The organism is Vibrio sp. IB15, assembly GCF_016406055.1.
GTDB classification, from domain to species: domain Bacteria; phylum Pseudomonadota; class Gammaproteobacteria; order Enterobacterales; family Vibrionaceae; genus Vibrio; species Vibrio chagasii.
Window position 1 is genome coordinate 1 of record NZ_JAEFCE010000066.1, and the last position, 26717, is coordinate 26717.

At 45.0% G+C, this 26717-nt stretch carries 22 protein-coding genes and 1 pseudogene; 6 read left to right on the plus strand and 17 right to left on the minus strand.

The genetic code is table 11. The features are described from left to right. Window positions 1-89: 89 nt before the first annotated feature. From ybgF to aspS, 16 genes are all read right to left on the minus strand, one after another. Window positions 90-875, minus strand: coding sequence for a tol-pal system protein YbgF (gene ybgF / locus JC606_RS19495; RefSeq protein WP_137408835.1), 786 nt, complete (start codon window positions 873-875; stop codon window positions 90-92). 33 nt (window positions 876-908) lie between these two features. After that, window positions 909-1451: a peptidoglycan-associated lipoprotein Pal gene (gene pal / locus JC606_RS19500; protein ID WP_004741083.1), complete on the minus strand. Its 543-nt coding sequence runs from the start codon at window positions 1449-1451 to the stop codon at window positions 909-911. Between the two features lie 111 nt (window positions 1452-1562). Beyond that, the gene (tolB, locus tag JC606_RS19505; RefSeq protein ID WP_137408834.1) at window positions 1563-2918 is read right to left on the minus strand and encodes a Tol-Pal system beta propeller repeat protein TolB; all 1356 of its coding nucleotides are present in this window, start codon (window positions 2916-2918) and stop codon (window positions 1563-1565) included. 17 nt (window positions 2919-2935) lie between these two features. Further along, entirely contained in the window at window positions 2936-4003 is a 1068-nt protein-coding gene (gene tolA / locus JC606_RS19510; protein WP_198779239.1) for a cell envelope integrity protein TolA, read from the minus strand. Window positions 4004-4016: 13 nt separating this feature from the next. After that, on the minus strand, window positions 4017-4460 hold the full coding sequence (gene tolR / locus JC606_RS19515; RefSeq protein ID WP_004741086.1) for a protein TolR: 444 nt from the start codon (window positions 4458-4460) through the stop codon (window positions 4017-4019). Between the two features lie 3 nt (window positions 4461-4463). Then, entirely contained in the window at window positions 4464-5147 is a 684-nt protein-coding gene (gene tolQ, locus JC606_RS19520; protein ID WP_198779240.1) for a protein TolQ, read from the minus strand. Further along, window positions 5137-5574 carry a tol-pal system-associated acyl-CoA thioesterase gene (gene ybgC / locus JC606_RS19525; protein WP_198779241.1) on the minus strand — a complete coding sequence of 146 codons (438 nt, stop codon included), beginning with the start codon at window positions 5572-5574 and terminating at the stop codon, window positions 5137-5139. Before ybgC ends, tolQ begins: the two co-directional genes overlap by 11 nt. A 176-nt stretch (window positions 5575-5750) precedes the next feature. Continuing rightward, window positions 5751-6053, minus strand: a complete 303-nt coding sequence (gene ybgE, locus JC606_RS19530) for a cyd operon protein YbgE (RefSeq protein ID WP_102423550.1) — start codon at window positions 6051-6053, stop codon at window positions 5751-5753. After that, window positions 6046-6153: a cytochrome bd-I oxidase subunit CydX gene (gene cydX / locus JC606_RS19535; protein WP_000270284.1), complete on the minus strand. Its 108-nt coding sequence runs from the start codon at window positions 6151-6153 to the stop codon at window positions 6046-6048. Before cydX ends, ybgE begins: the two co-directional genes overlap by 8 nt. A gap of 31 nt (window positions 6154-6184) precedes the next feature. Then, window positions 6185-7321, minus strand: coding sequence for a cytochrome d ubiquinol oxidase subunit II (gene cydB / locus JC606_RS19540; protein ID WP_137408832.1), 1137 nt, complete (start codon window positions 7319-7321; stop codon window positions 6185-6187). Between the two features lie 14 nt (window positions 7322-7335). Continuing rightward, window positions 7336-8922 (minus strand): cytochrome ubiquinol oxidase subunit I, encoded by a 1587-nt coding sequence (gene cydA / locus JC606_RS19545; RefSeq protein WP_198779242.1) that lies wholly within the window; start codon window positions 8920-8922, stop codon window positions 7336-7338. Between the two features lie 552 nt (window positions 8923-9474). Next, complete coding sequence (gene ruvB / locus JC606_RS19550; RefSeq protein WP_008219931.1) at window positions 9475-10491, minus strand: Holliday junction branch migration DNA helicase RuvB; 1017 nt, start codon at window positions 10489-10491, stop codon at window positions 9475-9477. Window positions 10492-10655: 164 nt separating this feature from the next. After that, entirely contained in the window at window positions 10656-11267 is a 612-nt protein-coding gene (ruvA, locus tag JC606_RS19555) for a Holliday junction branch migration protein RuvA (RefSeq protein ID WP_198779243.1), read from the minus strand. A 92-nt stretch (window positions 11268-11359) separates the two neighbouring features. After that, window positions 11360-12820 (minus strand): methyl-accepting chemotaxis protein, encoded by a 1461-nt coding sequence (locus JC606_RS19560; protein WP_198779244.1) that lies wholly within the window; start codon window positions 12818-12820, stop codon window positions 11360-11362. 211 nt (window positions 12821-13031) lie between these two features. Further along, the gene (gene ruvC / locus JC606_RS19565; protein WP_008219936.1) at window positions 13032-13553 is read right to left on the minus strand and encodes a crossover junction endodeoxyribonuclease RuvC; all 522 of its coding nucleotides are present in this window, start codon (window positions 13551-13553) and stop codon (window positions 13032-13034) included. 134 nt (window positions 13554-13687) lie between these two features. Next, window positions 13688-15469, minus strand: coding sequence for an aspartate--tRNA ligase (gene aspS / locus JC606_RS19570; protein WP_137408828.1), 1782 nt, complete (start codon window positions 15467-15469; stop codon window positions 13688-13690). Between the two features lie 297 nt (window positions 15470-15766). On the opposite strand from aspS, the gene JC606_RS19575 reads away from it, so the two are divergent. The 6 genes from JC606_RS19575 (at window position 15767) to JC606_RS19600 (ending at window position 22089) form a co-directional block, all read left to right on the plus strand. Next, window positions 15767-16672 carry a DUF72 domain-containing protein gene (locus tag JC606_RS19575; RefSeq protein WP_390903395.1) on the plus strand — a complete coding sequence of 302 codons (906 nt, stop codon included), beginning with the start codon at window positions 15767-15769 and terminating at the stop codon, window positions 16670-16672. A gap of 139 nt (window positions 16673-16811) precedes the next feature. Beyond that, entirely contained in the window at window positions 16812-17540 is a 729-nt protein-coding gene (gene cmoA / locus JC606_RS19580; protein WP_137408826.1) for a carboxy-S-adenosyl-L-methionine synthase CmoA, read from the plus strand. Window positions 17541-17630: 90 nt separating this feature from the next. After that, window positions 17631-18602 (plus strand): tRNA 5-methoxyuridine(34)/uridine 5-oxyacetic acid(34) synthase CmoB, encoded by a 972-nt coding sequence (gene cmoB, locus JC606_RS19585; protein WP_137408825.1) that lies wholly within the window; start codon window positions 17631-17633, stop codon window positions 18600-18602. A gap of 239 nt (window positions 18603-18841) precedes the next feature. After that, the gene (locus JC606_RS19590) at window positions 18842-19582 is read left to right on the plus strand and encodes an ATP-dependent zinc protease family protein (RefSeq protein WP_198779245.1); all 741 of its coding nucleotides are present in this window, start codon (window positions 18842-18844) and stop codon (window positions 19580-19582) included. Window positions 19583-19599: 17 nt separating this feature from the next. Further along, window positions 19600-21105 (plus strand): inactive transglutaminase family protein, encoded by a 1506-nt coding sequence (locus JC606_RS19595; protein WP_137408823.1) that lies wholly within the window; start codon window positions 19600-19602, stop codon window positions 21103-21105. Window positions 21106-21108: 3 nt separating this feature from the next. Then, window positions 21109-22089, plus strand: a complete 981-nt coding sequence (locus JC606_RS19600; protein ID WP_137408822.1) for an alpha-L-glutamate ligase-like protein — start codon at window positions 21109-21111, stop codon at window positions 22087-22089. A gap of 129 nt (window positions 22090-22218) precedes the next feature. On the opposite strand, the pseudogene fdhF reads toward JC606_RS19600, so the two are convergent. Beyond that, window positions 22219-26448 (minus strand): annotated as a pseudogene (fdhF, locus tag JC606_RS19605) (formate dehydrogenase subunit alpha). Window positions 26449-26717 lie beyond the last annotated feature (269 nt).

The following is a 26717-nucleotide window of genomic DNA, read 5'->3' on the forward strand; positions in this document are numbered from 1 at the left end:
CCATATCACTTACTACCGTTTTTGTTTTTAGTTCCCGCTAATCCGCGATGAACCATAAAAAAGAGGCGCCTTGGCACCTCTATTTGATTTTATAAGTGGGTTTGTGCCACTTTGGCCGAAGCACTGTTTGGGTACTCGGTAACGACTTGTTGGTAATATTTCTTAGCTTGCGCCGCATTGTTATTGCGCGCTGCTATGTCACCAAGCTTAACCAGTGCGTCCGCTCGCTTGTTTGAGTCTTTGTAAGACACAACAGCGGCAAAGCTCTTCACGGCTTCTTTATCTTGCTTCTTAGCAAAATAAAGCTGACCTAACCAGTAATGAGAATTAGGTGTGAAGGTAGAATCTGGGAAGTCTTTTTGAAACTTCTGGAATGCAGCAATTGCACCCGTGTAGTCTCGTTGCTTGAGAATCATGTCTACAGCATTTTGATAAGAAGTCTGCTCATCGACATCAGTACTGAACGTACCAGAAGCTTCTTTAGAGCCTTCGCTCGCGGCTACTGCTACTGTTGCGGTACCTGCTGCTTTCACCTCACCTCTTACTCTATCAAGCTCGATAAAGAGTTCACGTTGGCGCTCTAGCATTTGTTTCATATCGTAACTGTTGCGCTCTAGCTCACCACGAAGTTCACTGATTTCCAGTGCCATGTCGTCGATTTGCTGTTGCATTTGAAGCTGAACAAGATTGCGATTTTGAAGCAGGCGCTCTAAACGCTCAATATCTGATTCGTTAGATGCTGATCTAGAGGAAGAAGAAGTTGAATTGGTTGCGGTGCTATTGAGATCGGATACTGGAGCTGGTGCAGCGAACGCAGTGTTCGCTGCACTTGCCAGTAACGAAAGCAAAATAACTCGCTTTGTGTTACTGAACATGAGGCAATTCCTCAATTAAATAGCTTACTAAGATTAGTAAACTAGTACTGCGCGACGGTTTTTAGCGTACACATCTTCAGATTGACCTAGAAGAAGTGGCTTCTCTTCACCGTAGCTTACGATAGAGATTTGGTCAGCTTGAACACCTAGAGCTTGTAGGTATTTTGCAACAGCTTGTGCACGACGCTCGCCAAGTGCGATGTTGTACTCAGGAGTACCGCGCTCATCAGCGTGACCTTCGATAGTTACTTTCATGTCTACGTTCTTAACTAGGTAAGCTGCGTGAGCTGCTAGCATTTCTTCGTAGTCGCCAGCGATAGTAGAGTTATCGAATGCGAAGTAGATTGTTTGAGTTTCACGTAGTGCTTGCTCTTTAAGCTCTTGCTCAGACAGTTGACCGTTAGCGTCAATTGGCGTTACAACAGTTGTATCTACGTTGCCTTCTGAACCAGAAGTTGTTTGGTTGCTTTCAGTACCAGAAGTTGCAGATGTTGCTTCATCAGTTGAGCTACATGCCGTTACTGCCATCACTGGTAGTGCAATCATCAAGCCTTTAAGAACTTTATTAAGTTGCATCGTTTTTTCCTTACGTTATCAAACTTAGTTTCTACAGCCGACTAAGTGCTATAGATAGTTAATGCCACAATAGTTAACACTATCAATAGCTAAAAGAATCTGTGACTTTTCCTAGAGGAACGGTGACCATGCCGGCGCTCTTACGCGTCCGTTGGTAGCCGGTAATCTAGCTTTAAAGCGACCATCGATAGAAACCATCGATAGTACGTTCGTCTTGTTGTAAATAGAGCTATAGATAACCATACCTCCATTTGGTGCAATACTTGGGGATTCGTCTAACAATGTTTTTGTTAGTACTTGAACCGCACCGGTTTCCAAATCTTGTTTAGCCAAGTTAAAACCTGAGTTGCTGCGATTTACCATTATCAGGAATCGTCCATCAGGGGTAATCTGGCCACCTAAGTTTTGGCTACCTTGCCAAGTAATACGAGAAGTCGAATTATTGGACAAATTTACATTATATATCTGAGGTTTACCACCACGATCAGACGTAAAAATAAGAGACTTGCCATCTGGATGCCAGAATGGTTCCGTATTATTCGAACGGCCGCGGGTAATTTGAGTCAGTTTACGGGATGCGAGGTCAAGTGTGTACACCTGAAGGCTGCCCGTTTTCGACAATACTAGCGCTAGTTTTTTACCGTCAGGAGAGAATCTTGGCGCACCATTATGACGTGGGTATGACGTCACTTTCTCACGTTCACCCGTGTAAATATTCATGATGAAGATTTCAGCTTGGCCATTCTGGAAGCTTACGTACGCAAGCTTTTTACCGTCTGGTGACCATGAAGGCGACATTAGAGGCTGCTTAGAGCGAAGTACTAGGCGCTCATTGAAACCATCGTAGTCTGCTACGCGAAGCTGGTACGGGTATTTGTCTTTGTCATTCACAACAACGTAAGAGATACGTGTTAGAAACGCGCCTTTTTCACCTGTTAGCTCTTCATAAACCAAGTCAGAGATACGGTGTGCGTACTCTCTTAAGCGCTTACCTGGTACGGTCGCTTTCTTGTTGAACAACACGTGATCTTTAGAAAGCACCAATTGACCTTCATCGCTTAACGCTCGGCTTTGTCCTTTCGTCAGCTGACCACGAACAATATCGATCAGTTGGTAATTCACCACGTACTGCCCTTCGGCGTTCTTCGTGATGCTACCTGTTAATAGTGAATCAACACCTAGGTTTGTCCAAGCGTCAAAGTTCACCTCAGTTTCGCTGTAAGGCGTTTGCGGCATTTTGCTTGTCGCAACTGGGCTAAACTTACCACTGCGCTGTAAGTCAGAAGCGATAACCGCTGACACATCGTGTGGTAGTGGCTCTGCACCTTCCCAGCGGAAAGGTACGATAGCAATAGGTCGTGCAGAGTTAATACCGTCTGTTATGACAATCTCTAATTTGGCAAAAGCTGAACTAGAAAAAAGACAAGCCATAACAAACAAGCTTTTGAAAAAGTTACCTTTAAGCATAAGTTATCCATTTCTCATTATGGGCTAAACCGAAAGTCAAAATCTCGGAATATGTTTTGTAGTGATGAATCCTGTGGAAAATCAAACTCTCTCGCTTTAACTGTGGCAGCCTTAGCTGCTGAACACAGCTGACGATTGCCACTAACAACAAAGACCCTCTTCACTACTGCTTTATTTCCACCGATTGGTGTCAATTGAATGTTAAGAACACATTCTTCACCACGGAATGAATCTTCCATAAGCAGATTACGCTGTACCGTTTGTTGATAAATCGATATATATCTAGCCTTCTCATCTTCTAAGTGCTGATTCAATGCAGCATTGTTACTAGTTTGTTCACTCTCTAACCCAGCAAAGATATCGTTCAATGCTGCTTCTTGTTGTTTACGCTCTTTTTCTGCTTTAGCTGCAGCTTCTTTTGCCTTACGGGCTTTCTCTGCTGCGGCTGCCGCTTCTTTCTCTTTCGCTATGCGTTGCTTTTCAGCGCGTTCAGCGGCTTCTTTCTCTTTACGAGCTTTGTCTGCTGCCTCTTTCGCCGCTTTTTCTTTTGCCACGCGTTCTTGTTCAGCTTTTGCGATTGCCGCTTCTTTGGCCTTACGCTCGTTCTCGGCTTTCACCAACGCAGCTTCTTTCAGCTTGCGATCAGCTTCGGCTTTAGCGGCTTTCTTTTTCTCTTGCTGTAAACGCGCTTCTTCAGCTTTGCGTTTCTTCTCGTTTTCAACACGTCGCTTTTCAGCTTCTCGAGCGGCTTTCGCATCCTTCGCTTGTTGCTCTTTTAGCTTACGGATGTTTTCTTCTTCAGCCTTACGATTCTTTTCTAGCCTTTCACTTTCGCGTCGAAGCTTGTCTAAGCGCTCTTGCTCTTTCTTACTCGCCGCTTCACGTTGTTGACGAATTTGTTGAGCTTGTTGACGAACCAATTGAGGATCAATAACTACAGCCTGCACCATCTGCCCAGTAGGCTTAGGTTCAGACATAGTAAAATCCGCTCCCCATATGAGTGCAACGAATAAGACTACGTGCAGCCCAAGTGAAATTAGAAGCGGCTTTTTGAAACTGTTAGATTTTTTATTATTCGCTTTCATGAATGCTACGGAGCTATTCCCTTATATCCGTTAAAAGGCCAACCTTTGGCACGCCTGCACGGCTTAATTCATCAAGTAACAAAACCACTTCAGCGTAAGGAGTAGCAGCATCGCCGCCTACCGCCACTGGAGAATTCGGTTTCAAAGACAGTTCAGCTTTTACTCGAACGATAATATCTTCCAATGACAAGCCACGCTGCACCTCTTCGTCATTGACGCTTAGGCCAAGTTCACCATCTTTGTTCACTTCAACGATAATGAAGCTCGCATTGTCGTCGCCTAATAAATCTTGCGCTGACTTAGCGGTTGAAGCCTGAGGCAGTTCAACATCTACACCTTGAGTAACAAACGGTGACGTCACCATAAAAATGATCAGCAGTACGAGCATAACGTCGATATAAGGTACAACGTTAATCTCAGCTGTCATTTTACGTTTTTTAGGTTGGTATCCAGCCATCTATTATTCCCTGCCAGCCATCGCTTGACGGTGAAGAATGCTGTGGAACTCTTCAGAGAAAGTCGCGTAGTTATGTTCTAGCTTACCAACACTGCTACTAAAGCGGTTGTATGCCATTACAGCAGGAATCGCAGCGAAGAGCCCCATTGCTGTTGCGATCAGAGCCTCTGCAATACCTGGTGCAACCATCGAAAGTGTCGCTTGCTTCACTTCACCTAACGCGATGAATGAGTGCATGATACCCCAAACGGTACCAAACAGGCCGATGTATGGACTGATAGAACCAACCGTCGCCAAGAAAGGTAAGTTAGTTTCTAGCTCATCCACTTCACGAGCCACTGCTACGCGCATTGCACGACCAGTGCCTTCCATGATGAAGTCGGGAGATGTCGCATTCGATTTGCGAAGGCGTGCGAATTCAGTAAAGCCTGCGTAGAAAATCTCTTCAGTTCCAGAAAGCTCATCTTTGCGCTTGTTGCTCTCTTGGTACAACTTAGCCAAATCAACACCAGACCAGAATTTATCTTCGAAGACTTCTGCTTGTTTAGAAGCTTGAGATAGCACTTTACTTCTTTTTATGATCATTGCCCAAGAAACGACAGACATGCCCATAAGAGTCAGCATGACCATCTTAACTAGTAAACTAGCTTCTAGAATTAGGCCTAAGATTGAGATTTCAGCAGTCACTATTCGTTAGCTCCGTAAGAATAAATGTTGGCATTGCCTTGGGTTTCATTTTTTGATTGTCGATACATGCTACCTTAACCATTGCTTTACACAATGCTTTGCCATCAGGATTTACGATCTCTTGACAGAAGACCAAGGTAGCTCGCTTTAACTCGTAAATATTTGTAATGACTTGTAAAGAATCATCAAGACGTGCGCCTTGAATGAAATCAATGTCCATATGTCGGACTACAAAACCGATGTTTTGTTCTAATAATACTTGTTGAGAAACGCCAATTGAGCGCAGCATCTCAGTTCGAGCACGCTCGAAGAACTTGAGATAGTTAGAGTGGTACACCACGCCACCTGCATCGGTGTCTTCGTAATATACGGTTACTGGCCACGTAAACGGCTTAGATAATCCCTGCAAATTAATACCACAAAACAAAAATCGATAAAGACATCACTATAACCTAACTCCTTATCATTAATAGTATATGGCAGTGAATTTTTTGATTTAACAGACGAAAAAAAAGGCCATCTGTATAAGATGACCTCTTTTTGACTAAAAACCCAACAAGTACAAAGGCTCACGTTGGATGAGAACCTAAAACCACACCTATTTTATAGAAGGCGTAGCACCGTTAGGTACAGCAGAATGGTAAGTGAAACGTATGGGCTAAACAGCAGTTGCCACATCCAAGCTCTCGGTTTAAACCCAACACCGTAAACCATGCTTGAGCATACTGCCCAAATAAACATAGGCCCGATGATCGCGTTAAATCCACCGATGCTTTCTGCATACGCTTCAGGATCCCACATCACTAAACCAACATGCATGAAACCCAATATTAGGGACAAAGCTCTTAAGAGAGTCTTGTCCATTGGTCGATGCAGCTTAGCGACTTGTTCTGCGAGATTACTCACTGTCTTTGTCCATCATTTCAGAATGCTCAAGCCATAGAGCATTGATGATGCCGAATGCACATGCTAGAAGTACACCCAAAATCCATGCGAAATACCACATAAAATTTCTCCTAAGTTATTTCACTTCTATCTTAGTAAGCTGAAACGTCGTTATCTTCGATGTGTTTCTTATCTAGGCGACCGAACATTTTGTAGTATGTCCAAGTTGTGTAGCCAAGAATCACAGGAACCATTACCGCTGCAACTGCAGTCATTAGACCAAGTGTCAGCTCACTCGCTGTTGAGTCCCACATAGTCAAACTATGGTCAGGGTTCAGGCTTGATGGCATTACGAATGGGAACATTGCAAAACCAGCCGTTAAGATCACACCAGCGTTAGATAGGCTCGAGAATAAGAAAGCGAAACCACCGCGCTCAAGACGAGATGCAATTACAGCGAATAGTGGCATAACCACACCTAAAATCGGTGCAGCCCACATTGCTGGGTAAGTCTCGAAGTTTGTCATCCACGCGCCAACTTGAAGTGATACTTCTTTATTTAGCGGGTTAGAGTCTGCGAACGTGTCAATCGTACTTGTAATTACATAGCCTTCGATAGATTGAACCCAGAAGCCACCAATAACAAATAGAACAATTGAGATCAGGCCTGTGATCTGAGCAACGTTACGAGCACGAGCGTGCAGCGCCTCTGTTGTCTTCATTTGTAACCATGTTGCACCTTGCGTTACGAACAACATCAGAGCCAATACACCACATAGCAATGCAAACGGATTTAGCAGAGCGAAGAATGTACCGTGGTACTGAGACATCATTAGGTTATTCAGGTCAAATGGAACACCTTGTAGAAGGTTACCAAATGCTACACCGAAGATGATTGGCGGAACGGTACCACTGAAGCAAAGTGCGTAGTCCCACGCTTTACGCCATTTCGGATTTTCAATCTTTGAACGGTAATCTAGAGCAAGTGGACGTAGCCAAAGTGCAGCGAGAGTCACGTACATAGCAAAGTAGAAGCCAGAGAAAGACGTTGCGTAAACCATTGGCCAGGCAGCGAAAAGTGCACCACCAGCTGTAATCAACCAAACTTGGTTACCATCCCAGTGAGGGGCAATCGTGTTCAGCATAATACGACGTTCAGTGTCACTCTTACCGATTACCGGTGAAAGTGCTGCAACCCCCATATCGAAGCCATCGGTTACTGCAAAACCTACTAGTAGAACACCGATTAGGATCCACCAAATAAGTCGTAAGCTTTCGTAATCAAACATTAATACCCCCTCACTTATACTTCAACTGAACGGCTAACTTTGCCTTCAACAGAGTTATCACTTTGTTCGAAGTGGTAACGGCCTGTCTTCAAGCTACTTGGGCCTTTACGTGCGAATTTCAGCATTAGATAAACTTCAGCAATCAAGAACACTGTGTACAGTGCCAATATAGCGAAAAGAGAAGTCCAAAGCTGTTCAATAGTCAGTGCTGATGCAGCAACGTTAACCGGTAGTATTTCACCAACCGCCCATGGTTGACGACCAAATTCAGCAACAAACCAACCTGCTTCAATCGCAATCCATGGTAGTGGGATGCTGAATAAAGCAGCTTTGAGAATCCAAGGTTTCTGTTCGATTTTCTGGCGGCATGTTTGGATAAATGAGGCACCGAAAACGAACAACATAATAAACCCGCAACCAACCATAATACGGAACGCACTAAACAATGGCCACACTGTTGGGATTGAATCGTCCGCTGCCATTTGGATTTGGTCTTCCGTTGCGTCAACAACATTGTCTGTGTAACGTTTTAGAAGTAGTCCATAACCTAAGTCACCTTTGACTTCGTCAAACGCACTCATATTTGCTTCAGACTTATCACCTGCGCGAAGCTTTTCAAGTAGCTCGTATGCATAAATACCCGTGCGTATACGGTCAACATGTTGTTCACGTAGGTCGTGTAGACCTGTTACTTGCTCATCAAACGAACGTGTTGCAATAATACCCATTACGTAAGGGATCTTGATTGCGTAATCCGTGTTCATGGTTTCTTGGTTTGGTACACCAAATAAAGTGAATGCAGCTGGAGCTGGCTCTGTGTGCCATTCAGCTTCAACCGCAGCGAGTTTCACTTTTTGAACTTCACCTAACTCGTAACCAGATTCATCACCTAAAATAATCGTTGATAAAATAGCAGCCATACCGAAAGATGCTGCAATAGCGAATGAACGACGGGCAAACGCTACATCTCGGCCTTTTAGTAGGTAATATGAACTAATCCCCAGTATAAACATGGCACCACACGTGTAGCCAGAAGCTACTGTGTGTACAAACTTAACTTGTGCAACTGGGTTAAACACGACTTCTGCAAAACTTACCATTTCCATACGCATGGTTTCGAAGTTGAATTCTGCGCCTACTGGGTTTTGCATCCAGCCATTCGCTATAAGAATCCAAAGTGCAGAGAAGTTAGAGCCAAGTGCCACTAGCCAGGTTACCGCTAAGTGCTGACGCTTTGACAGTCTGTCCCAACCGAAGAAGAAAAGACCAACAAAAGTAGACTCTAGGAAGAATGCAACAAGCGCTTCGATAGCCAGCGGAGCACCAAAAATGTCGCCAACATAATGAGAATAGTAAGACCAGTTAGTACCAAACTGGAACTCCATAGTTAAGCCTGTCGCTACACCAAGAGCAAAGTTAATACCAAACAATTTACCCCAGAACTTGGTCATGTCCTTATAAATTTGCTTGCCAGTCATTACATAAACAGACTCCATAATGGCAAGTAAAAATGCCATACCTAAAGTCAGTGGAACAAATAGGAAGTGATACATCGCTGTAAATGCAAATTGCAAACGCGACAGATCAACAACATCAATCATGGTAACTCCTTTGTGTCGGCTGAATGACACTTGTGTGATTATTCACCTCAAAAGTCCATGTTAAAACAATCTGCAATATTGTTATTACAACATGAAATTTGTAGCAAAAACGTACCGTTATAGTTAGATTATTGTTAAGATATAGCTAATATAGCTGGTACTAATATTACTGCTAAAATCAGTATGTTTCAAAAGGTTTATGGAAGAACCCTGCGTTGATTTGTATCAAATTTACTCATGCAAATTAGAGGTTTTTTTGAACAACTATGATTAAAGTCACACCAATTTAGCTTGTCTTAATAACACTGCATGATAGCTGTGACAAAACCTCAGCACACAGTCAACATTGGAGTCACAACACCCATAAAGTAGTAACAAAAGATATGACAACTTATTTCAATCTTTGTTAGTCAAATCAAAGGTGAAATCAAAGTTTTCATTTTTGACGCGCCCTGTTCGAACTTTATAGCGACTCACACAATAGAGTTGTTATTCAGTAAAACGCAAAAAATCCCAGCGCTTATGCAACTGGGATCTTTAAAAATGAATAATTTAGCGATTAGACGGTAGGTCTATCCCAAAGTGTAAATAGGCTCTATCAGTCGCGATTCGGCCCCTTGGTGTTCTTTGTAGATAACCTTGCTGTATTAGATAAGGCTCCAATACATCTTCAATGGTGTCTTTCTCTTCACCAATTGCTGCAGCCATATTGTCGATACCAACTGGGCCGCCACCAAACTTCTCCATAATTGCCAATAGAAGCTTTCTGTCCATATAGTCAAAACCTTTAGCATCAACATCTAACATGTTCAGTGCGCTGTCTGCGACCTCAGGACAAATATGTCCGTCCCCTTTTACTTCCGCATAATCGCGGACGCGGCGCAGTAAACGGTTGGCAATACGTGGTGTACCACGAGCTCGGCGAGCCACTTCCAACGCCCCTTCTGCTTCCATCGAAAGGCCAAGGCAGTCAGCGCTGCGCTGTACGATGTTCTGCAAGTCTTCTACTTTATAATACTCGAGACGTTGAGTAATACCAAAACGGTCACGCAGTGGAGAGGTCAGTGAACCAGCACGCGTCGTTGCACCAATCAGAGTGAACGGTGGCAAGTCAATCTTGATAGAGCGCGCCGCAGGGCCTTCACCAATCATGATGTCCAATTGGTAATCTTCCATAGCTGGATACAGCACCTCTTCAACCACAGGGCTTAAGCGGTGGATCTCATCAATGAATAGGACATCATTTTCTTCAAGGTTGGTCAGCAGCGCCGCTAAGTCGCCGGCTTTCTCTAACACCGGCCCAGAAGTGGTGCGAATGTTTACATCCATCTCATTGGCAACAATGTTCGCCAATGTGGTTTTACCCAAGCCTGGAGGACCAAATATCAACAGATGATCAAGTGCTTCATTACGTAATTGCGCCGCTTTGATGAAAATCTCCATCTGGTCACGAACGTGGTCCTGACCTTGATAGTCGGCTAACGCCTTTGGTCGTATTGCACGGTCGATAACATCTTCATCTTTAAAGACCGGATTGTCAGGAGCAATGAGGCGATCTGCTTCAATCATAGAGAGTTCCAATTTGAGAGTGTTAACTCTGTTATCTTTAATTCTTGCTTAGCCGTTATCTAATATTCGAGCTAATGAATACTAAGCATATTCTAACGAGATAGTAGTCGCTAGAGATAAACACGATGCAATAACTGAGCTTACATCGTCAGCGTCGATTTTTATTAAACCATCGACTTCAAGGCATCACGAATCAACTGTTCGCTCTTCATACCTTCTTTAGCCACTTGAGAAACCACCTTAGAAGCTTGAGTCGGCTTATAGCCCAATGCAAGCAGTGCACTTACCGCTTCTTCTTCAGCATCGTGAACTGTTGGCATAGAGTCTATTGGCGCCGCGTCAGTCGCAGGAGTAAACAGGTCGCCTGCACCCCACCCTTTCAAGCGGTCTTTCATTTCGACAACTAGACGTTCAGCGGTTTTCTTACCAACACCCGGTAGCTTCACTAGCGTAGAAATGTCTTCACGCTCAACACTCTGAACAAACTGGCTCGCCGTCATACCGGAAAGAATACCAAGGCCAAGTTTAGGGCCCACACCGTTTGCTTTGATCACTTCACGGAATAACGCCCGCTCTTTAACCGTGTTGAAGCCATAAAGGAGCTGAGCATCTTCACGTACTACAAAATGCGTGTAGATAATTGCCTCTTCGCCTACGTTTGGTAGTTCATAAAAACAGCTCATTGGCATTTGTACTTCGTAACCAACACCACTGACTTCAATCAATAATTCTGGTGGCTGTTTTTCTATTAATGTACCGCGTAGACGTCCGATCACAATTCACTCTCTTGATGGAATTTAATTTGAGGGACAGAATATAAAAGAACTGGATGCTTATCCAGTTCTTTGTGGGTTTTCGAGGGAATTATTTAAGCCTGTTTAGCTTGGGAGACCACGTTATTTAGGCTTTCAACCAACTCCTTAACTGAAGAAACATGCCCGGTCAGTTCAGAACCATAATTAGCGACCAAACCCGACACAGATTTCGTTTCAGCAACGCTCTGCGCCACTTCAGAGCTGGCAAGATCGAGCTCTTTTAAAGAGTCCATCTGCATTGCCATAATATCGGTTAACTGGTTCACATCAGTAGAGATAGTCTGAACCTCTGAAATGATGCCGTTCATTTCATTGGCCGTGGTTTCGATGATCGCTCTGCCATGCTCCACTTCCACTTTACTGCGATCCAACAAGCTTCGGATCTCGATAGCTGAATGACTACTTTTTGCTGACAGCTCCCTTACCTGGTCAGCTACCACAGCAAAGCCTCTCCCCTGCTCACCTGCGCGAGCCGCTTCTATTGCGGCATTCAGCGCGAGTAAATTGGTTTGCTCTGCTACCGAAGTGATTAAGTCAGCGACCTTCATGATCTCTTGGTTACTTTGTATGATTTGACTGATGGCCCCGGTCGAAGCCTCAAGTGACTCAGAGCTTTTCTGTGCTTTAGTGCCTACGGCTTCGCTGCGATCTTTGAGTTCTCCGACAAATGAATTTGACTCTGCGATACCTTGCGTCATCTGATGCAATTGCTGGCTCATCTCCTCGGCAGCACTCGCCTGAGATTCACAATTGATGTTCAACACTTCAACTTGCGCATGCAAGTCTTGTGACTGTTGTTCTAAATGGACAGAAACGTCCTGTAGGCTTTCAGAGTTTGAATTCGCTTGGTCAAGTACAACTGACAAGCGCCCTTCACTTTGCGTCGCTTGGTTTGCGACCTGCTGACTTTCCGAAATCGCGTCTTCTGCCATCTCGATAGCGACTTCTTTCTGTTTCGCGGTAAAAGCTTGGGCAATGCAGATCACCACCAGTGGCATAATCACGCCAGACCAGGTTTCAACCACCACCGCTTCCGGAGTAAGTACTAACTGCGGAAATTCAAAGCCATCAAGATGAGCCGACGTCATTACCAATGACACGCCAATCACTAATCCACTCCATACCAAAGCGACAAGGCGTGTTCCTGATAAAAAGAAGGCAACCACTAACAAAGGCACCCAATACGCCTGAGTCGAATCCACCACACCACCACTTTGATAGATGATATTGAGCGCATGCACCGCCATGCCGACAAAGCCAAAGTTAAGTGCCAAGCTAGGTTTGCTGGTAACACGCAGTAGGATAGCTGAGATCAGTTCAAATACGATCAAAAATACAGAGGTAGCTACCAGAAGCTGTTCCCCGTGCTTTGTCCATTTAACCAAGCTATAGACACCGACAAAAAAGGCGATAAAAGTAAAGAGTAATAAGATATCGGCTTGTCTGACTTGGTTATTGCTCCATCCACTGCTTTTAGGTAGAAATAGCGCGCGCCAAAGCTTGATAGGGTTCATCAGTGATCATCCTTGATTAACTTGTTAGACCTCCGACCAATGTTAATAACATGTTAAACGGTGCGCAATGTTATTATTTAGGTTCTGTTCGAAAGATCTCATTTCATCAGGGATTTAGCGGCGTATTGCTGTGATCTGAGCCAAACCAAACGTGAGGCTCATCAATGGAAAAAGAGAAGTTTACCTGTTGGAAGCTAACTGGAGATGGAAATTAACGATAACGCCCTTTTCTCGCTCCAGTCGCTTTACCCGCCAGTGCAATCAAAGTTTTGTTGGTGTTGGCGTGAGTGATCGCTACACCTAGCGCATCGGCGGCATCAGCCTGTGGCTTAGCTGGCAACTTAAGCATGCTCATTACCATATTTTGAACCATAGACTTATCTGCGCCACCATTGCCTGTTACCGCTTGCTTAATTAAACGAGCCGCGTATTCATGAACCGGCAAATCTGCATTTACAGCGGCCACTATTGCACTACCACGCGCCTGACCTAGCTTGAGTGCCGAGTCCGCATTCTTTGCCATGAAGACCTGCTCAATGGCAAACACATCTGGCTGAAACTGAGTAATGATTTCACTCACGCCCGCATAGATCTGCTTAAGTCGGCCTGGTAGCTCTTTTTCTGAGGTTCGGATACACCCACTGCCTAAGTAATACAGATGACGGCCATTTTGACGAATCACGCCATAACCGGTAATGCGAGAGCCAGGGTCGATCCCTAAGATAATAGACATAACTTCTAGTACTGATTATTTATACATGCTTTATCAGCTTAGTATATCGAACGATAAAAAAAATGCCCGTTAAATTAACGGGCATTTCTATTTACTTAAAGAGAAAGTCACTCATAGAAAGAGTCACTATTAGCTTATTCAGCAGACTCTTCTTTTTGTGCAACTTTAACAGCGATTGCTAGCTCTTCCAGTGATGCAGGGTTTGCTAGGCTTGGCGCGTCTGTTAGTAGACATGCAGCTGCTGTTGTTTTCGGGAATGCGATAACGTCACGGATGTTCTCTGTACCACAAAGTAGCATTGCTAGACGGTCAAGACCGAATGCTAGACCAGCGTGTGGTGGAGTACCGTATTGAAGAGCATCTAGTAGGAAGCCGAACTTCTCTTGTTGCTCTTTCGCTTCGATACCTAGGATACCGAATACAGCCGTTTGCATTTCTGCGTTGTGAATACGTACAGAACCGCCGCCTACTTCGTAGCCGTTGATTACCATGTCGTATGCATCAGAGTTTGCTGCTGCAGGGTTCGCTTTTAGTTCTTCCGCAGTCACACCTAGTGGTGATGTGAATGGGTGGTGCATTGCGTGTAGGTTGCCTTCGCCGTCTTCTTCAAACATTGGGAAGTCAACAACCCACAGTGGAGCCCATGCAGATGTATCTGTTAGCTCTAGGTCTGTACCTAATTTAAGACGAAGTGCGCCCATTGCTTCAGCAACGATACCCGCTTTGTCTGCGCCGAACAGAATGATATCGCCAGATTCAGCTTCAGTGCGATCTAGAATACCGTTGATTACGTCTTCGCTTAGGAATTTAGCAACTGGAGATTGGATACCTTCCATGCCTGCTGCACGGTCGTTAACCTTCATCCAAGCTAGACCTTTCGCGCCGTAGATGTTTACGTACTCTGCGTAACCGTCGATTTGCTTACGAGTTAGCTTAGCACCACCTGGAACACGGATAACCGCTACACGGCCTTTTTCGTCGTTAGCAGGGCCTGAGAATACTTTGAACTCAACGTCTTTAACTAGGTCAGCAACGTCAACAAGCTCTAGTGGGTTACGTAGATCTGGCTTATCAGAACCGAAACGACGAATCGCTTCAGAGAAAGGCATTACTGGGAATTGACCTAGTTCTACATCTAGAAGCTCTTTCCACATATCGTGAACTAGCTTTTCAGTGATGTTACGTACTTCTTGAGAAGACATGAACGATGTTTCGATATCGATCTGAGTAAATTCAGGCTGACGGTCAGCACGTAAATCTTCATCACGGAAACATTTAACGATTTGGTAGTAACGGTCAAAACCAGACATCATCAGCAGTTGCTTGAACAACTGAGGAGATTGAGGAAGCGCGTAGAAGCTACCTTTATGAACACGGCTTGGTACTAGGTAGTCACGAGCGCCTTCTGGGGTCGCTTTAGTTAGTACTGGTGTTTCGATGTCTAGGAACAGGTTCTCGTCTAGGAAACGACGAACGAAGCTAGATGCACGTGCACGAAGCTTGATGCGATCGCTCATTTCTGGACGGCGAAGATCGATGTAACGGTACTTAAGACGCTGTTCTTCAGAGTTCGTTTGGTTGAAGTCTAGTGGAAGCGCTTCTGAACGGTTAATGATCTCTAGACCAGTCGCGTAAAGTTCTACTTCACCAGTAGCCATGTCTTTATTTACTTGGCTGTCAGGACGAACACGTACTTCACCAGTAAATTTGATACAGAATTCATTACGCAGTTGGTTAGCGATCGGGAAGATATCTTTCATATCTGGATCGACAACAACCTGAACGATGCCTTCACGATCACGCATATCAATAAAGATAAGACCGCCTAAATCACGGCGACGGTTTACCCAGCCGCACAATTCTACAGTTTGTCCCGCCAGGGACTTGTTCAGGTTACCACAGTAATGGGTACGCATAATGAATTTCCCAATCTCTTAATAATTTACTAATTTCCAAGCTGTAGGTGTCAAAATAGCCCTACAGAGCTTTTTACCTAACAAAGCAAGGAATCATTTATACGCGGAAACTCGGTTAAAATCGACCTTCCACACTCGAATTTATTGTGTTTTATCTGGCTTTGCTGCTTTTTAGCACATCAAGTGCGCAAAGATTCATCAAAACCGAAAAAATTGCGATAATTATATCTCGAAAGTACCTTAATCAGCAAAACTCTCGTAAAGTAGATTTTCGTTTCGATTAAAAGCAGTAATGTGATGACTAATGGTGCAAAAACGATGGACACTTTACCTCTAAGACTTGGATTAACCATGTGGTCTCACTCTGAGTGGCAAAGTCAGTTCTATGGCAAGGGTACAAAGCCTGCGGAACGCCTAGAAAAATACACCCAAGTTTTTCATACCGTTGAAGGCAACACGACCTTTTACGCGACGCCGAGTATGTCGACCGTTCATAACTGGAAAGCGGCAAGTCACGATGATTTCAAGTTCACCTTCAAATTGCCCAAATTCATTACCCACCAGCAACAATTGAGACACTGCCAAGCCGAACTCAAAGAGTTCTTGATGACCATGTCGCCACTGCACGACCGCATAGGTCAATGGACGATTCAGCTACCACACAGCTTTGAACCTAGCATGCTTCCTACTCTGCAAAAATTTTGCACCTTGTTTCCAAAGGAGATGCAGCTCGGCGTTGAAGTTCGCCATTTAGGCTTCTTTGATAAAGGCGATGCTGAAAAACGCTTTAACCAATGGCTCGTGGAAGAAGGCATTAACCGCATCATTATGGATAGTCGCCCTGTTTTTTCTGCGCCGCCAACCACAGAAGCGGTAAGCGATGCGCACCAGAAAAAGCCACGCGTGCCCGTTCATGCCATTGCAACGGCCAACAACCCGATGATCCGTTTTATTGGTCACCCTGACCAAGCGCCAAATATCGAATTTTTCAAACCTTGGTTTAGCAAAATCCCCCAGTGGTTAAGTGACGGCAAACAACCGTATCTAATGATCCACACTCCAGACAACAATCATGCGCCGGAACTCGCGATCGCCATCTATGAGTTATTGCAACAGCAAGTGTCTGAAAATACGTCACTATTACTACCTGACCTGGAACAATTTCCAGCTCAGAAAGGCAATCATCAAATCTCGATGTTTTAAGGCTTCTTGTACTTACAACAGTAATCCTCAGCTGTAATCTGAGTTTTCGTGACAGCAGTCCTATTTTTTCGTAAAATACGCCCCCTTTTATTTGGTACGAGTTTTATACCAATAACGCTGACTGTCGAGAGAGAATGCCATGAGCAATAAAGACAACATCTTTTCCGCTCCTATTGATAAAATTGGAGACTTCACCTTTGATGCAAGGGTCGCAGAAGTATTCCCGGATATGATTCAACGCTCGGTTCCTGGCTACAGCAACATCATCTCAGCTATCGGTATGTTAGCGGAGCGATTCGTAAAACCGCATTCAAACGTTTATGACCTGGGTTGTTCTCTGGGCGCTGCAACACTTTCCATGCGTCGTCACATCCAGCAAGAAGGCTGCACAATTTTCGCTATTGATAACTCAGAAGCGATGGTTGAGCGCTGTAAATTACACGTTAACGCTTACCGCAGCGACACGCCTGTAGAAGTCATCGAAGCCGATATTCGCGAAGTCGAAATCAAAGACGCTTCGGTAGTAGTACTTAACTTCACGCTGCAATTCCTGTCGCCAGACGATCGCTACGCCCTACTTGAAAAAATTCATGCTGGCCTGCGCCCAGGCGGAATTCTAATCTTGTCAGAGAAATACGTATTCGAAGATGAAAGTTCGAACGAACTGCTTATCGATCTACACCATGATTTCAAACGTGCTAACGGATACAGCGAACTTGAAGTAAGCCAAAAACGTAGCGCGATTGAAAACGTAATGCGCCCAGACTCTATCCCTGTTCACAGAGAGCGCTTTAATAAGATTGGCTTCTCAAGCAACGAAGTATGGTTCCAATGCTTTAACTTTGGATCAATGTTCGCGATTAAATAGCGCGCAAACTCGGTTAGCTCGTACTAGAACGTCATCCTCACCGTAGTGAATGACACGATAACTTTTACACCACCAATTCAGTGAAAAACTATGTTTAATTTTGCCAATTTTTATCAACTTATTGCCCAAGATACTCGTCTACAGCCGTGGCTTAATGTTTTGCCACAGCAACTGACGGATTGGCAGAATGCAGAGCACGGTGATTTCGATCGTTGGTTACGTGCGTTAAACAAGATTCCACAAGACGTGCCAGATCAAGTTGACCTGAAAAATTCAGTGACGATTGGTAGTTCTACGCCATACCACTCAGGTGAACTGAGAAAGTTAGAAAGCTTATTGAAGACGTTCCACCCATGGAGAAAAGGTCCTTATACCGTTCACGACATCCATATCGATACAGAGTGGCGCAGTGACTGGAAATGGGATCGTGTGCTTCCACATATTTCTCCATTGAAGAACCGCTCGGTGCTAGATGTTGGCTGTGGTAACGGCTACCACATGTGGCGCATGCTAGGTGAAGGGGCTCGCTTAACTGTGGGTATTGATCCTTCTCACCTATTCTTGATTCAATTTGAAGCTATTCGTAAGTTAATGGGCAACGACCAACGTGCTCACCTTCTACCTCTAGGTATTGAACAGCTACCAAAACTTGAAGCCTATGACACAGTATTCAGCATGGGCGTGCTATACCACCGTCGTTCGCCGCTTGATCATTTAATTCAACTAAAAGACCAATTGGTATCTGGCGGTGAATTAGTGCTGGAGACCTTAGTGATTGAAGGCGATGAGAACGCTGTATTAGTGCCTGTTGACCGCTACGCACAAATGAGAAATGTGTACTTCTTCCCTTCTGCTCGCGCCCTGAAGCGCTGGCTTGAACAAGTTGGCTTTAAAGATGTACGCATCGTGGATGAGAATGTCACAACAATTGGTGAGCAGCGCACAACTGAGTGGATGACACACAACTCTCTGCCAGATTACCTAGATCCAAACGACCCAAGTAAAACGGTTGAAGGTCACCCGGCGCCGAGACGCGCCATTCTTATCGCAACCAAGCCATAAACTAAATATTCAAAAGCCCAAATTGCGTCGTAACAAAATTTGTCTCTAGAGCTCATTTATTTTCTAAAACAGAACAATGTTTAATAAATGAGCTATTTCAAATAGCAAAAATTGGCGTAGCGCTCACATTGCGATTCAATATGACCAGACTCTTACAATAGGATGCTTCACGCATCCTTTTTTGTGGGCTAAACTTCTAAATAGTCTGAACTATTCTCTAATTTCCCAAAGGTTTTTTTATGTTTAAGCGATTATCGCCAATTGTGGCGGTTGGTTTGCTCTCTGGCTGTACCCTGACTAACGGTGCGGCCTACCACCAAGAAACTCTCGACGCTATTGCCCGCTCTGAGACAAACATCGCAAATAAGGTTCAAAATCTTGAACTGCAACTAAGCAATCAAAGTGATTACATTGAAAGCTTAGAAGACGAAATCACAACCCTTTCCCAACAGCTTGATGTTCACCTAACCAGCATGGAACACAAAGTGATTGAAGAACTGGAAGAAGAAGAGCCAGTAGCAGTTACAGCGGCTCCTGTTGCTCCGACTTCACAGCCTACAATCCTTGGCGGCATCGAAAAAGTATCTATCGACTCTATCAAACAAAGCTTCGATGCTCGTGTTGATACTGGTGCTACAACATCATCTTTGAATGCTATTGATATCAAAGAATTCGAACGCAATGGCAAAGATTGGGTACGATTCCACCTAGCTGATAAATCACAAGCGACAGAAGATCAAAAATGGATTGAAGCGCCTGTTGTACGCTATGTGAAAATTCGTCAGTCAACGACCGACCAAGCAGAACGTCGAGCTGTGATCGAACTATGGGTTAAAGTTGGAAAAATCCATGAAAAAGCGCAATTTACATTGGCGGATCGCTCTCAAATGAGTCACCCTGTATTACTAGGGCGCGAATTTATCAAAGACATCGCGCTAGTAGATGTAAGTAAACAGTACGTACAAACGGAAGCCAAATAACAATAGTAGGGTAAGCTATGACGTCACGAATTCCATTTTATATCTCTATTTTCCTGCTCATTGCAGCAGGTATAACACTGAGTATGTTCAGACATACGACTTATGGTGTTCCTTGGACTCCAGGGGAAACCAGACAGGTGTGGGACATTGAAGCTCGTATCGAATTCAATGCAGTAGGCAAAGAAGCGAAGGTTTCATTAGCGGCTCCTCATACTCAGTCTAACTACACGCTCATCAGCGAGTCAGCTTCATCACCAGGCTACGGTATCTCTTACTTGAATACCGAATCAGGTCGCCGCGCTGAATGGTCTATCCGCTATGCAGATGGCCCTCAAACCATCTACTACAAAACTCAATTCTTAGTCGATAGCCAAGCAAAAGTTACTGAGAACCCACCAGAAGGTGAAGTTGCTCAACCAAGCTTCGACGGACCAGAAGAAGCAGCATCGATTGCTTTGATTGACCGCGCAACCAAACGTTCAGCGGACAACCTAACCTTCACTCGTGAGCTGATCAAAACGCTAAACGATCCAGACAGCCAAAACTCAGCGCTGCTTCTGAACAACATGACCAAAGTAGAAGCGACACACAAGCTACTTTCGGCAGCAAAAATCCACAACAAAGTGGTTGGTGTTATCGAGCTAGAAGATGGTCGCCGTCGTCAATCCATTCAGAACATGCTCCAAGTTTGGGATAACGATCAGTGGATTCTGTTCTCCCCTGAATCAAGCGAACAACAAGTTCAACCAAATCTACTTATCTGGGATGAGTCGAACGTATCTCTGTTAGATGTTGTTGGTGGTCAAAACAGTAAAGTTCACTTCTCGATGATTGCTCAAGATATTACTCCTACTGAAGCAACCAACAGTAAAGTCTCTGCAGACCAATTATTGAACCTATCGATTCACAGCCTACCGCTAGAAGAGCAAGCGATGTTTAAAACCATCATGCTAATTCCAATCGGTGCTCTGATTGTTGTGTTCTTACGCGTTATCATCGGGTTGAAAACATCTGGTACCTTCATGCCAGTTCTGATTGCAGTAGCCTTTGTTCAAACACAACTGGTTACGGGTATTGTCGGTTTCTTACTGATTGTCGGCACAGGCCTTATTATTCGTAGCTACTTATCCAAGCTCAACCTACTGCTGGTTGCCAGGATATCCGCGGTGATTATCACGGTAATCATGATTATTTCCGTGTTTACCGTGGTTGCTTTCAAAGTGGGTCTGACTGAAGGTCTATCTATTACGTTCTTCCCAATGATCATCCTATCTTGGACTATCGAACGTATGTCTATCCTATGGGAAGAAGAAGGCGCGAAAGAAGTTGTTCTTCAAGGTGGTGGCTCACTATTGACTGCCGTACTTGTTTACTTAGCAATGACTAACCCGTTCATTCAACACCTAACATTTAACTTTATCGGTCTACAACTGATTGTCCTAGGTGGTATTTTACTACTAGGTACTTACACTGGTTACCGCTTAACTGAGCTACGTCGCTTTAAACCGCTAGCGGAGGATTAAGTTATGTTTGAACAGTTTACTTCGCCGTTTAAGTTGAAAGACAAAGGCATCATGGGGATGAACAAGCGTAACCATAGCTATATTGGTCGCTACAATGATCGCTCCAAGTATCCGTTAGTTGATGACAAGCTAAAGACTAAAATCATCGCTGAACAAGCTGGGGCAACTGTACCTAAGCTTATCGGCGTGATCAGTCACCAAGCTGAAGTAAAGACAATCCATAAGATGGTAAAAGAATGGCCTGGTTTTGTAATCAAGCCGGCTCAAGGGAGTGGTGGTAAGGGTATCCTTGTCATCACCTCACACAAAGACGGCGTTTATACTAAGCCGTCTGGCTCAACCATTAACGAAGAAGATGTAGAGCGTCACATCAGTAACGCTCTTGCAGGTCTTTTCTCGCTAGGTGGTAAGAACGACGTTGCCGTAGTAGAAAACCTGATTAAGTTTGACGAATGTTTTGACGGTTTCAGTTATGAGGGCGTGCCAGATGTACGAATCATTGTATTCAAAGGCTACCCTGTGATGGCGATGATGCGCCTTTCTACTTCAGCTTCTGATGGCAAGGCTAACCTTCACCAAGGTGCTGTTGGTGTAGGGATTGACATTGCAACAGGCAAAGCGGTGCGAGCGGTTCAGTTTGACCAACCGGTGACGCACCACCCAGATACAGGTAAAGAACTGGCACTGCTGCAAGTTCCTCACTGGGAAAAGCTGCTGATTCTTGCATCAAGCGCTTGGGAAATGACTGGCTTGGGTTACATGGGTACGGACATGGTTTTAGACCAAGAAGAAGGCCCAATGGTACTTGAACTTAATGCTCGCCCAGGTTTGGCTATCCAAATCGCCAACGGCGCAGGTCTACTTCCTAGATTACAGCATATTGAAAACCTTGGTACACCCGCTGAATACCCAAAACCTGCTCAGCGCGTTGCTTACGCTGCAAAACAATTTGGTGTTCACAGTAATGAGATTGTTTCAAGCTAAGCCTACAACTGAACAGAGAACTCAATCAGTTGCTAGCTTGCTAACTCAATAATTACCAAGCTCAATAAAAAAGCCGCATAACTCTGAGAGTTATGCGGCTTTTTAGTACCTGCTATTTAACGGATTGGGCTAAACCTCTATAACTTCAATTACAGGCTCTCGAATGGGATCAATGCGTACTGCCGCCACCTTGAATTCTGGGATCTTAGCATGTGGATCGGTCGCGGTTGTTGTCAAACGGTTCACTGGAGACTCTACAAAGTGGAATGGAATAAACACCACCCCTTTTTGCATTCGCTTCGTCACAAACGCTGCAATCTCAATCTCGCCGCGACGTGTTGATACCTTGAGCATTTGACCATTCGAAATCCCCAATGCCTCGGCATCATGAACACTGACCATCGCACACGGTCCTGCTAGGTTATCCAAGCCTTTGGTTTTACGCGTCATGGTTCCAGTATGGAACTGCTCTAAAATACGCCCGGTCGTAAGCACCAACGGGTACTCTTCGTCCGGTAGCTCAGCCGCATAACGAAACGGAATGGCCTCCATTTGGCCACGTCCACGAGTAAACTGGGTTTGGTGCATGATACGAGTGCCATCAGGGTTGTTCTTATTGCTTGGCCATTGCACACCATTCACTGTAATATTCTCCCAACGTAAACCTGCGTACTGTGGTGTTACGCGAGCAATCTCGTTAGTGATATCGGCAACCGACTGGTAGTTCCAGACGCCACCCATAGCATTTGCCAGCATTTGAATGATGGCCCAATCTTCCTTCGCTTCCCCCGGTGGTAATACCGCAGGGTTAATACGCTGAACACGTCGCTCAGTATTGGTAAAGTGACCAGACTTCTCAGCGAATGAGCAAGATGGCAGAACCACATCCGCATACTGCGCCGTTTCAGTTAAGAAGATGTCTTGCACAACAAGGAAATCCAACGCCTCAAGTCCTTCAATCACGTGCGCTTGATTTGGGTCACTCAATACGGGGGTTTCACCCATCACGTATAAGGCTCGAACTTCTCAGTTACATGCACCGTCAATAATTTCGGTGAGTGTTAGTCCGGTCTCCGCTGGTAAATCAGTAATGCCCCACTCCATCGCAAACTTTTGACGCACTATTGGGTTATAGACCTTCTGATACCCAGGTAGGTTATTTGGCAATGCCCCCATATCACACGCACCTTGAACATTGGATTGACCGCGCAACGGGTTGATACCGCCCCCTTCAATGCCGATATTGCCACACAGGAGCTGCAGGTTAGCAATGGAGCGAACATTATCGTGCCCAGTCGTGTGTTGCGTAATGCCCATGGAGTAATAAACCGCCGTGCGCTTTGCGGTACCAATCAAGCGCGCCATCGCGAAAATGTCTTCAGCTTTAACGCCTGTCACCAGTTCGACTTTGTCTAGTGAGTAACTTGGCGACATTACCTCTTGCAATAAGGTATCAAAGCCATCCACACGATCTTCGATATATTCTTGGTCATACCAACCATGTTTGATGATTTGCTGCATCACACCGTTGATTAACATCACGTCTGTACCCGGTCGATGTGCTAAGTAAAGCTCTGCGTGATCAGCGATATCGATTCTCTTAGGGTCTGCGACAATCAAACGCGCACCGTTATGTCTTACCGCCTGCTTTATGTGCGAGCCAATAATCGGGTGTGCGGATGTAGTATCAGAACCTATGATGAAGATGACATCCGAGTGTTTGATGCTTGGAATGTCATTAGTCATCGCCCCACTGCCCAGAGAAGCCTCAAGCCCAGTTACCATTGAAGCATGGCAAAGGCGAGCACAATGGTCGACGTTGTTAGTACCAAGTTCACGACGAACGAATTTTTGGAACGCATAGTTATCTTCATTGGTAGTTTTAGCCGAAGAGAAACCGGCTAGTGCATTACTGCCAAAGCCTTGTTTAATCGAAGTGAACTTATCGGCAATCAGCGCGATAGCTTCTTCCCAACTCGCAGGTTGTAACCAGCCATCTTTACGAATCAATGGGGTTGTGAGGCGAGCATCACTACTCACGAAGTCAAAACCAAAACGCCCCTTAACACACAACATGCCTTCGTTAACCGGAGAGTCACCACCTTCGATATAACGAATCTTATTCTTCGCTTCATCGATATGCATGGTTAGCTTACAGCCCACACAACAGTAGGTGCAGATGGTATCGACCGTCTTAAGAACGTCGGTGTCACCTTGCTTTCTATCACGAGCATCCACCATGGCACCGGTTGGACAGGCTTGAATACAAGAACCGCATTGAACACAATTCGAGTCGCCCATTAAAGTCTGGTTCGCCCCGAAATTAGGGCGACACTCAGGTCTTGAAGCTGGCTTGCCATCAGCCTGATTCATGAAACTTAGGACGCCATGAACATTCTGTTCACGACAGGCTTGAATACACTGGCCACAACTGATGCAGCGGTTGGCATCGAAAATTATAAATTCAGAGCTATTGTCGACAGCAAACTTCTGTCTTGTTGAACCCACTTTCGCTTCTTCTGCGCGAATAGCTTGCCAGCTTTCATTTGAAGCAATATCGATTTTGTATTCTGGGTGTGTCTGCGTTGCTTTGTATTCGGTTGAAAAGTCTCGTAGGTCGCAGTTCGTGTTGGCTTGGCAACCGCACTCTAGACATCTTGCCGCTTCTGCAATGGCATCGGCATTGTCAAAATCAGTTTCGACTTCTTCAAAGCTTTGCTCACGCTGCTCTGGCGTCAGCTCTGGCATAATCTTACGAGCCATGCGTTGTATCGATTTACATTGCTCAGGGTCGACCGCTTTAAGCTCCTTATGCTTTCTAGAGTTAAACGGTTTTGCTGGGATATTATCCATATCACCATTAAAAAATCGGTCGATTGCTTGCGCGGCAATTCGCCCGTCTCCTACTGCTTCAACTGCAGTAGCAGGCCCGCGTCGGAAGTCACCGATACTAAATATATTACCCTGACCTGTGTGCATGGTTTGCGGATCAGCATCCGCGGTGTTCCAGCGAGTTAGTGGGATATCAATCTCTTCGTTATCCATGAAACTTAGATCTGGCTTTTGCGATACAGCAGCGATGACCGTATCGAATGCTTCAACAAAAAACTCACCTGTTGGTTTAGAGCTACGACGGCCAGACGCATCAGCAGGGCCAAGCGCCATGCGCTCTAATCGAATTTCTGATACATGGCCATTTTCATCAGCGATATTCTCAGCTGGGTTAGTCAAGAAGTGGAACTTAACGCCTTCATGCTCCGCCTCTTCGATTTCGTAATCTTCCGCTGGCATTTCGTCTCGCGTGCGACGATAGATGAGTGTGGTATCAGCACCATCACGCACTGCGGTTCGTGCGCAGTCAATTGCGGTATTACCACCGCCAATCACCGCCACTTTTTTGCCCGTAGTGAACTGTTTATCGGTGACATAATCTTTCAGGTAATCAACACCTAAATAGCAGCCACCAAGGTCACTACCGGGATAATTCATTTCAACGGCTTGTGATGCACCTACAGCTAAGCAGACCGCATCGAAATCACGACAAAGAGCTGACAAGGTGAAATCGACACCGAGCTTCTTGTCACACTCTACAACCATTCCGTTACGACACATCAGTTCGATTTCTTTGTCTAGAATGGACTTAGGTAAGCGATATTCTGGGATACCATAACGTAACCAGCCACCAGCTTTAGGCATCGACTCATATACACTTACATCATAACCCTCATTCGATAGGTAATAGCCCGCCGTTAAGCCGCCAGGGCCACTCCCAACTATCGCTATACTTTTGCCTTTACTCGCCTTCTTCGCAGGCATGTAGCTCTCTTGAGCAGCCAAATCTGCATCGGCTGCGTGTCGCTTGAGTTGGCGAATCGCAATCGAATCATCGACTAAGTTTCTTCGACACTCGGTTTCACAAAAGGCCGGGCACACACGACCAATCGATAGTGGCATCGGCAGTGTTTTCTTAATCACTTCGATCGCTTTGGTATGATCATTTTGAGCGATGTGATGAAGATAGGATTGAATATCGACTCCCGCCGGGCAAGCGGTTTGGCATGGCGCTTCACAGTCAGCATAATGGTCTGCCATGATTCGATTCAACGCACCCTGTCTGTGAGAGGTTAGCTGTTTAGATTGAGTTGTGATGTTCAAGCCGTTGGACACTTCAAGTTCACAGGAACGAGTCATTCCCACACCATCCACTTCAACCACACACAGATCGCACGGGACTTTATCCCCAGTCTTATTCAAACCGCATAGAGATGGGATCTCTAGACCACATGTTTTTGCCGCCTCAAGCACAGTCTGCCCTTGTTCGACGATTCGAAATTTCCCATCAATAACGATCTGAATCATATTGAGTCCTACCTTCAAGTTTGCGTACGAGTCACGCTCAAAAATAATTATCGGCACGGTATTACAAGAGTGCCGCCACTCATTACCATACATTAAATGTGGTTTGTGCGTGTGACTTCAAACAAGTTCCATTGAGATTAACCACATAGTATGAGTGGTCTTATCAGTTATTCAAAAAGGCTAGATTCGAGACATAAAAAAGCCCCTACGATGAGGCAATGTAGTTCACTTAAGCGGAGCTGCTTTGCGATTAATTGGGTAGCGAGTCT

Coding starts and splice junctions, on each gene's coding strand:
- ybgF (WP_137408835.1), bottom strand. CDS start 875: ATGTTCAGTAACACAAAGCGAGTTATTTTGCTTTCGTTACTGGCAAGT.
- pal (WP_004741083.1), bottom strand. CDS start 1,451: ATGCAACTTAATAAAGTTCTTAAAGGCTTGATGATTGCACTACCAGTG.
- tolB (WP_137408834.1), bottom strand. CDS start 2,918: ATGCTTAAAGGTAACTTTTTCAAAAGCTTGTTTGTTATGGCTTGTCTT.
- tolA (WP_198779239.1), bottom strand. CDS start 4,003: ATGAAAGCGAATAATAAAAAATCTAACAGTTTCAAAAAGCCGCTTCTA.
- tolR (WP_004741086.1), bottom strand. CDS start 4,460: ATGGCTGGATACCAACCTAAAAAACGTAAAATGACAGCTGAGATTAAC.
- cydX (WP_000270284.1), bottom strand. CDS start 6,153: ATGTGGTATTTCGCATGGATTTTGGGTGTACTTCTAGCATGTGCATTC.
- cydB (WP_137408832.1), bottom strand. CDS start 7,321: ATGTTTGATTACGAAAGCTTACGACTTATTTGGTGGATCCTAATCGGT.
- cydA (WP_198779242.1), bottom strand. CDS start 8,922: ATGATTGATGTTGTTGATCTGTCGCGTTTGCAATTTGCATTTACAGCG.
- ruvB (WP_008219931.1), bottom strand. CDS start 10,491: ATGATTGAAGCAGATCGCCTCATTGCTCCTGACAATCCGGTCTTTAAA.
- JC606_RS19560 (WP_198779244.1), bottom strand. CDS start 12,820: ATGAACCCTATCAAGCTTTGGCGCGCGCTATTTCTACCTAAAAGCAGT.
- ruvC (WP_008219936.1), bottom strand. CDS start 13,553: ATGTCTATTATCTTAGGGATCGACCCTGGCTCTCGCATTACCGGTTAT.
- aspS (WP_137408828.1), bottom strand. CDS start 15,469: ATGCGTACCCATTACTGTGGTAACCTGAACAAGTCCCTGGCGGGACAA.
- JC606_RS19575 (WP_390903395.1), top strand. CDS start 15,767: ATGACTAATGGTGCAAAAACGATGGACACTTTACCTCTAAGACTTGGA.
- cmoA (WP_137408826.1), top strand. CDS start 16,812: ATGAGCAATAAAGACAACATCTTTTCCGCTCCTATTGATAAAATTGGA.
- cmoB (WP_137408825.1), top strand. CDS start 17,631: ATGTTTAATTTTGCCAATTTTTATCAACTTATTGCCCAAGATACTCGT.
- JC606_RS19590 (WP_198779245.1), top strand. CDS start 18,842: ATGTTTAAGCGATTATCGCCAATTGTGGCGGTTGGTTTGCTCTCTGGC.
- JC606_RS19595 (WP_137408823.1), top strand. CDS start 19,600: ATGACGTCACGAATTCCATTTTATATCTCTATTTTCCTGCTCATTGCA.
- JC606_RS19600 (WP_137408822.1), top strand. CDS start 21,109: ATGTTTGAACAGTTTACTTCGCCGTTTAAGTTGAAAGACAAAGGCATC.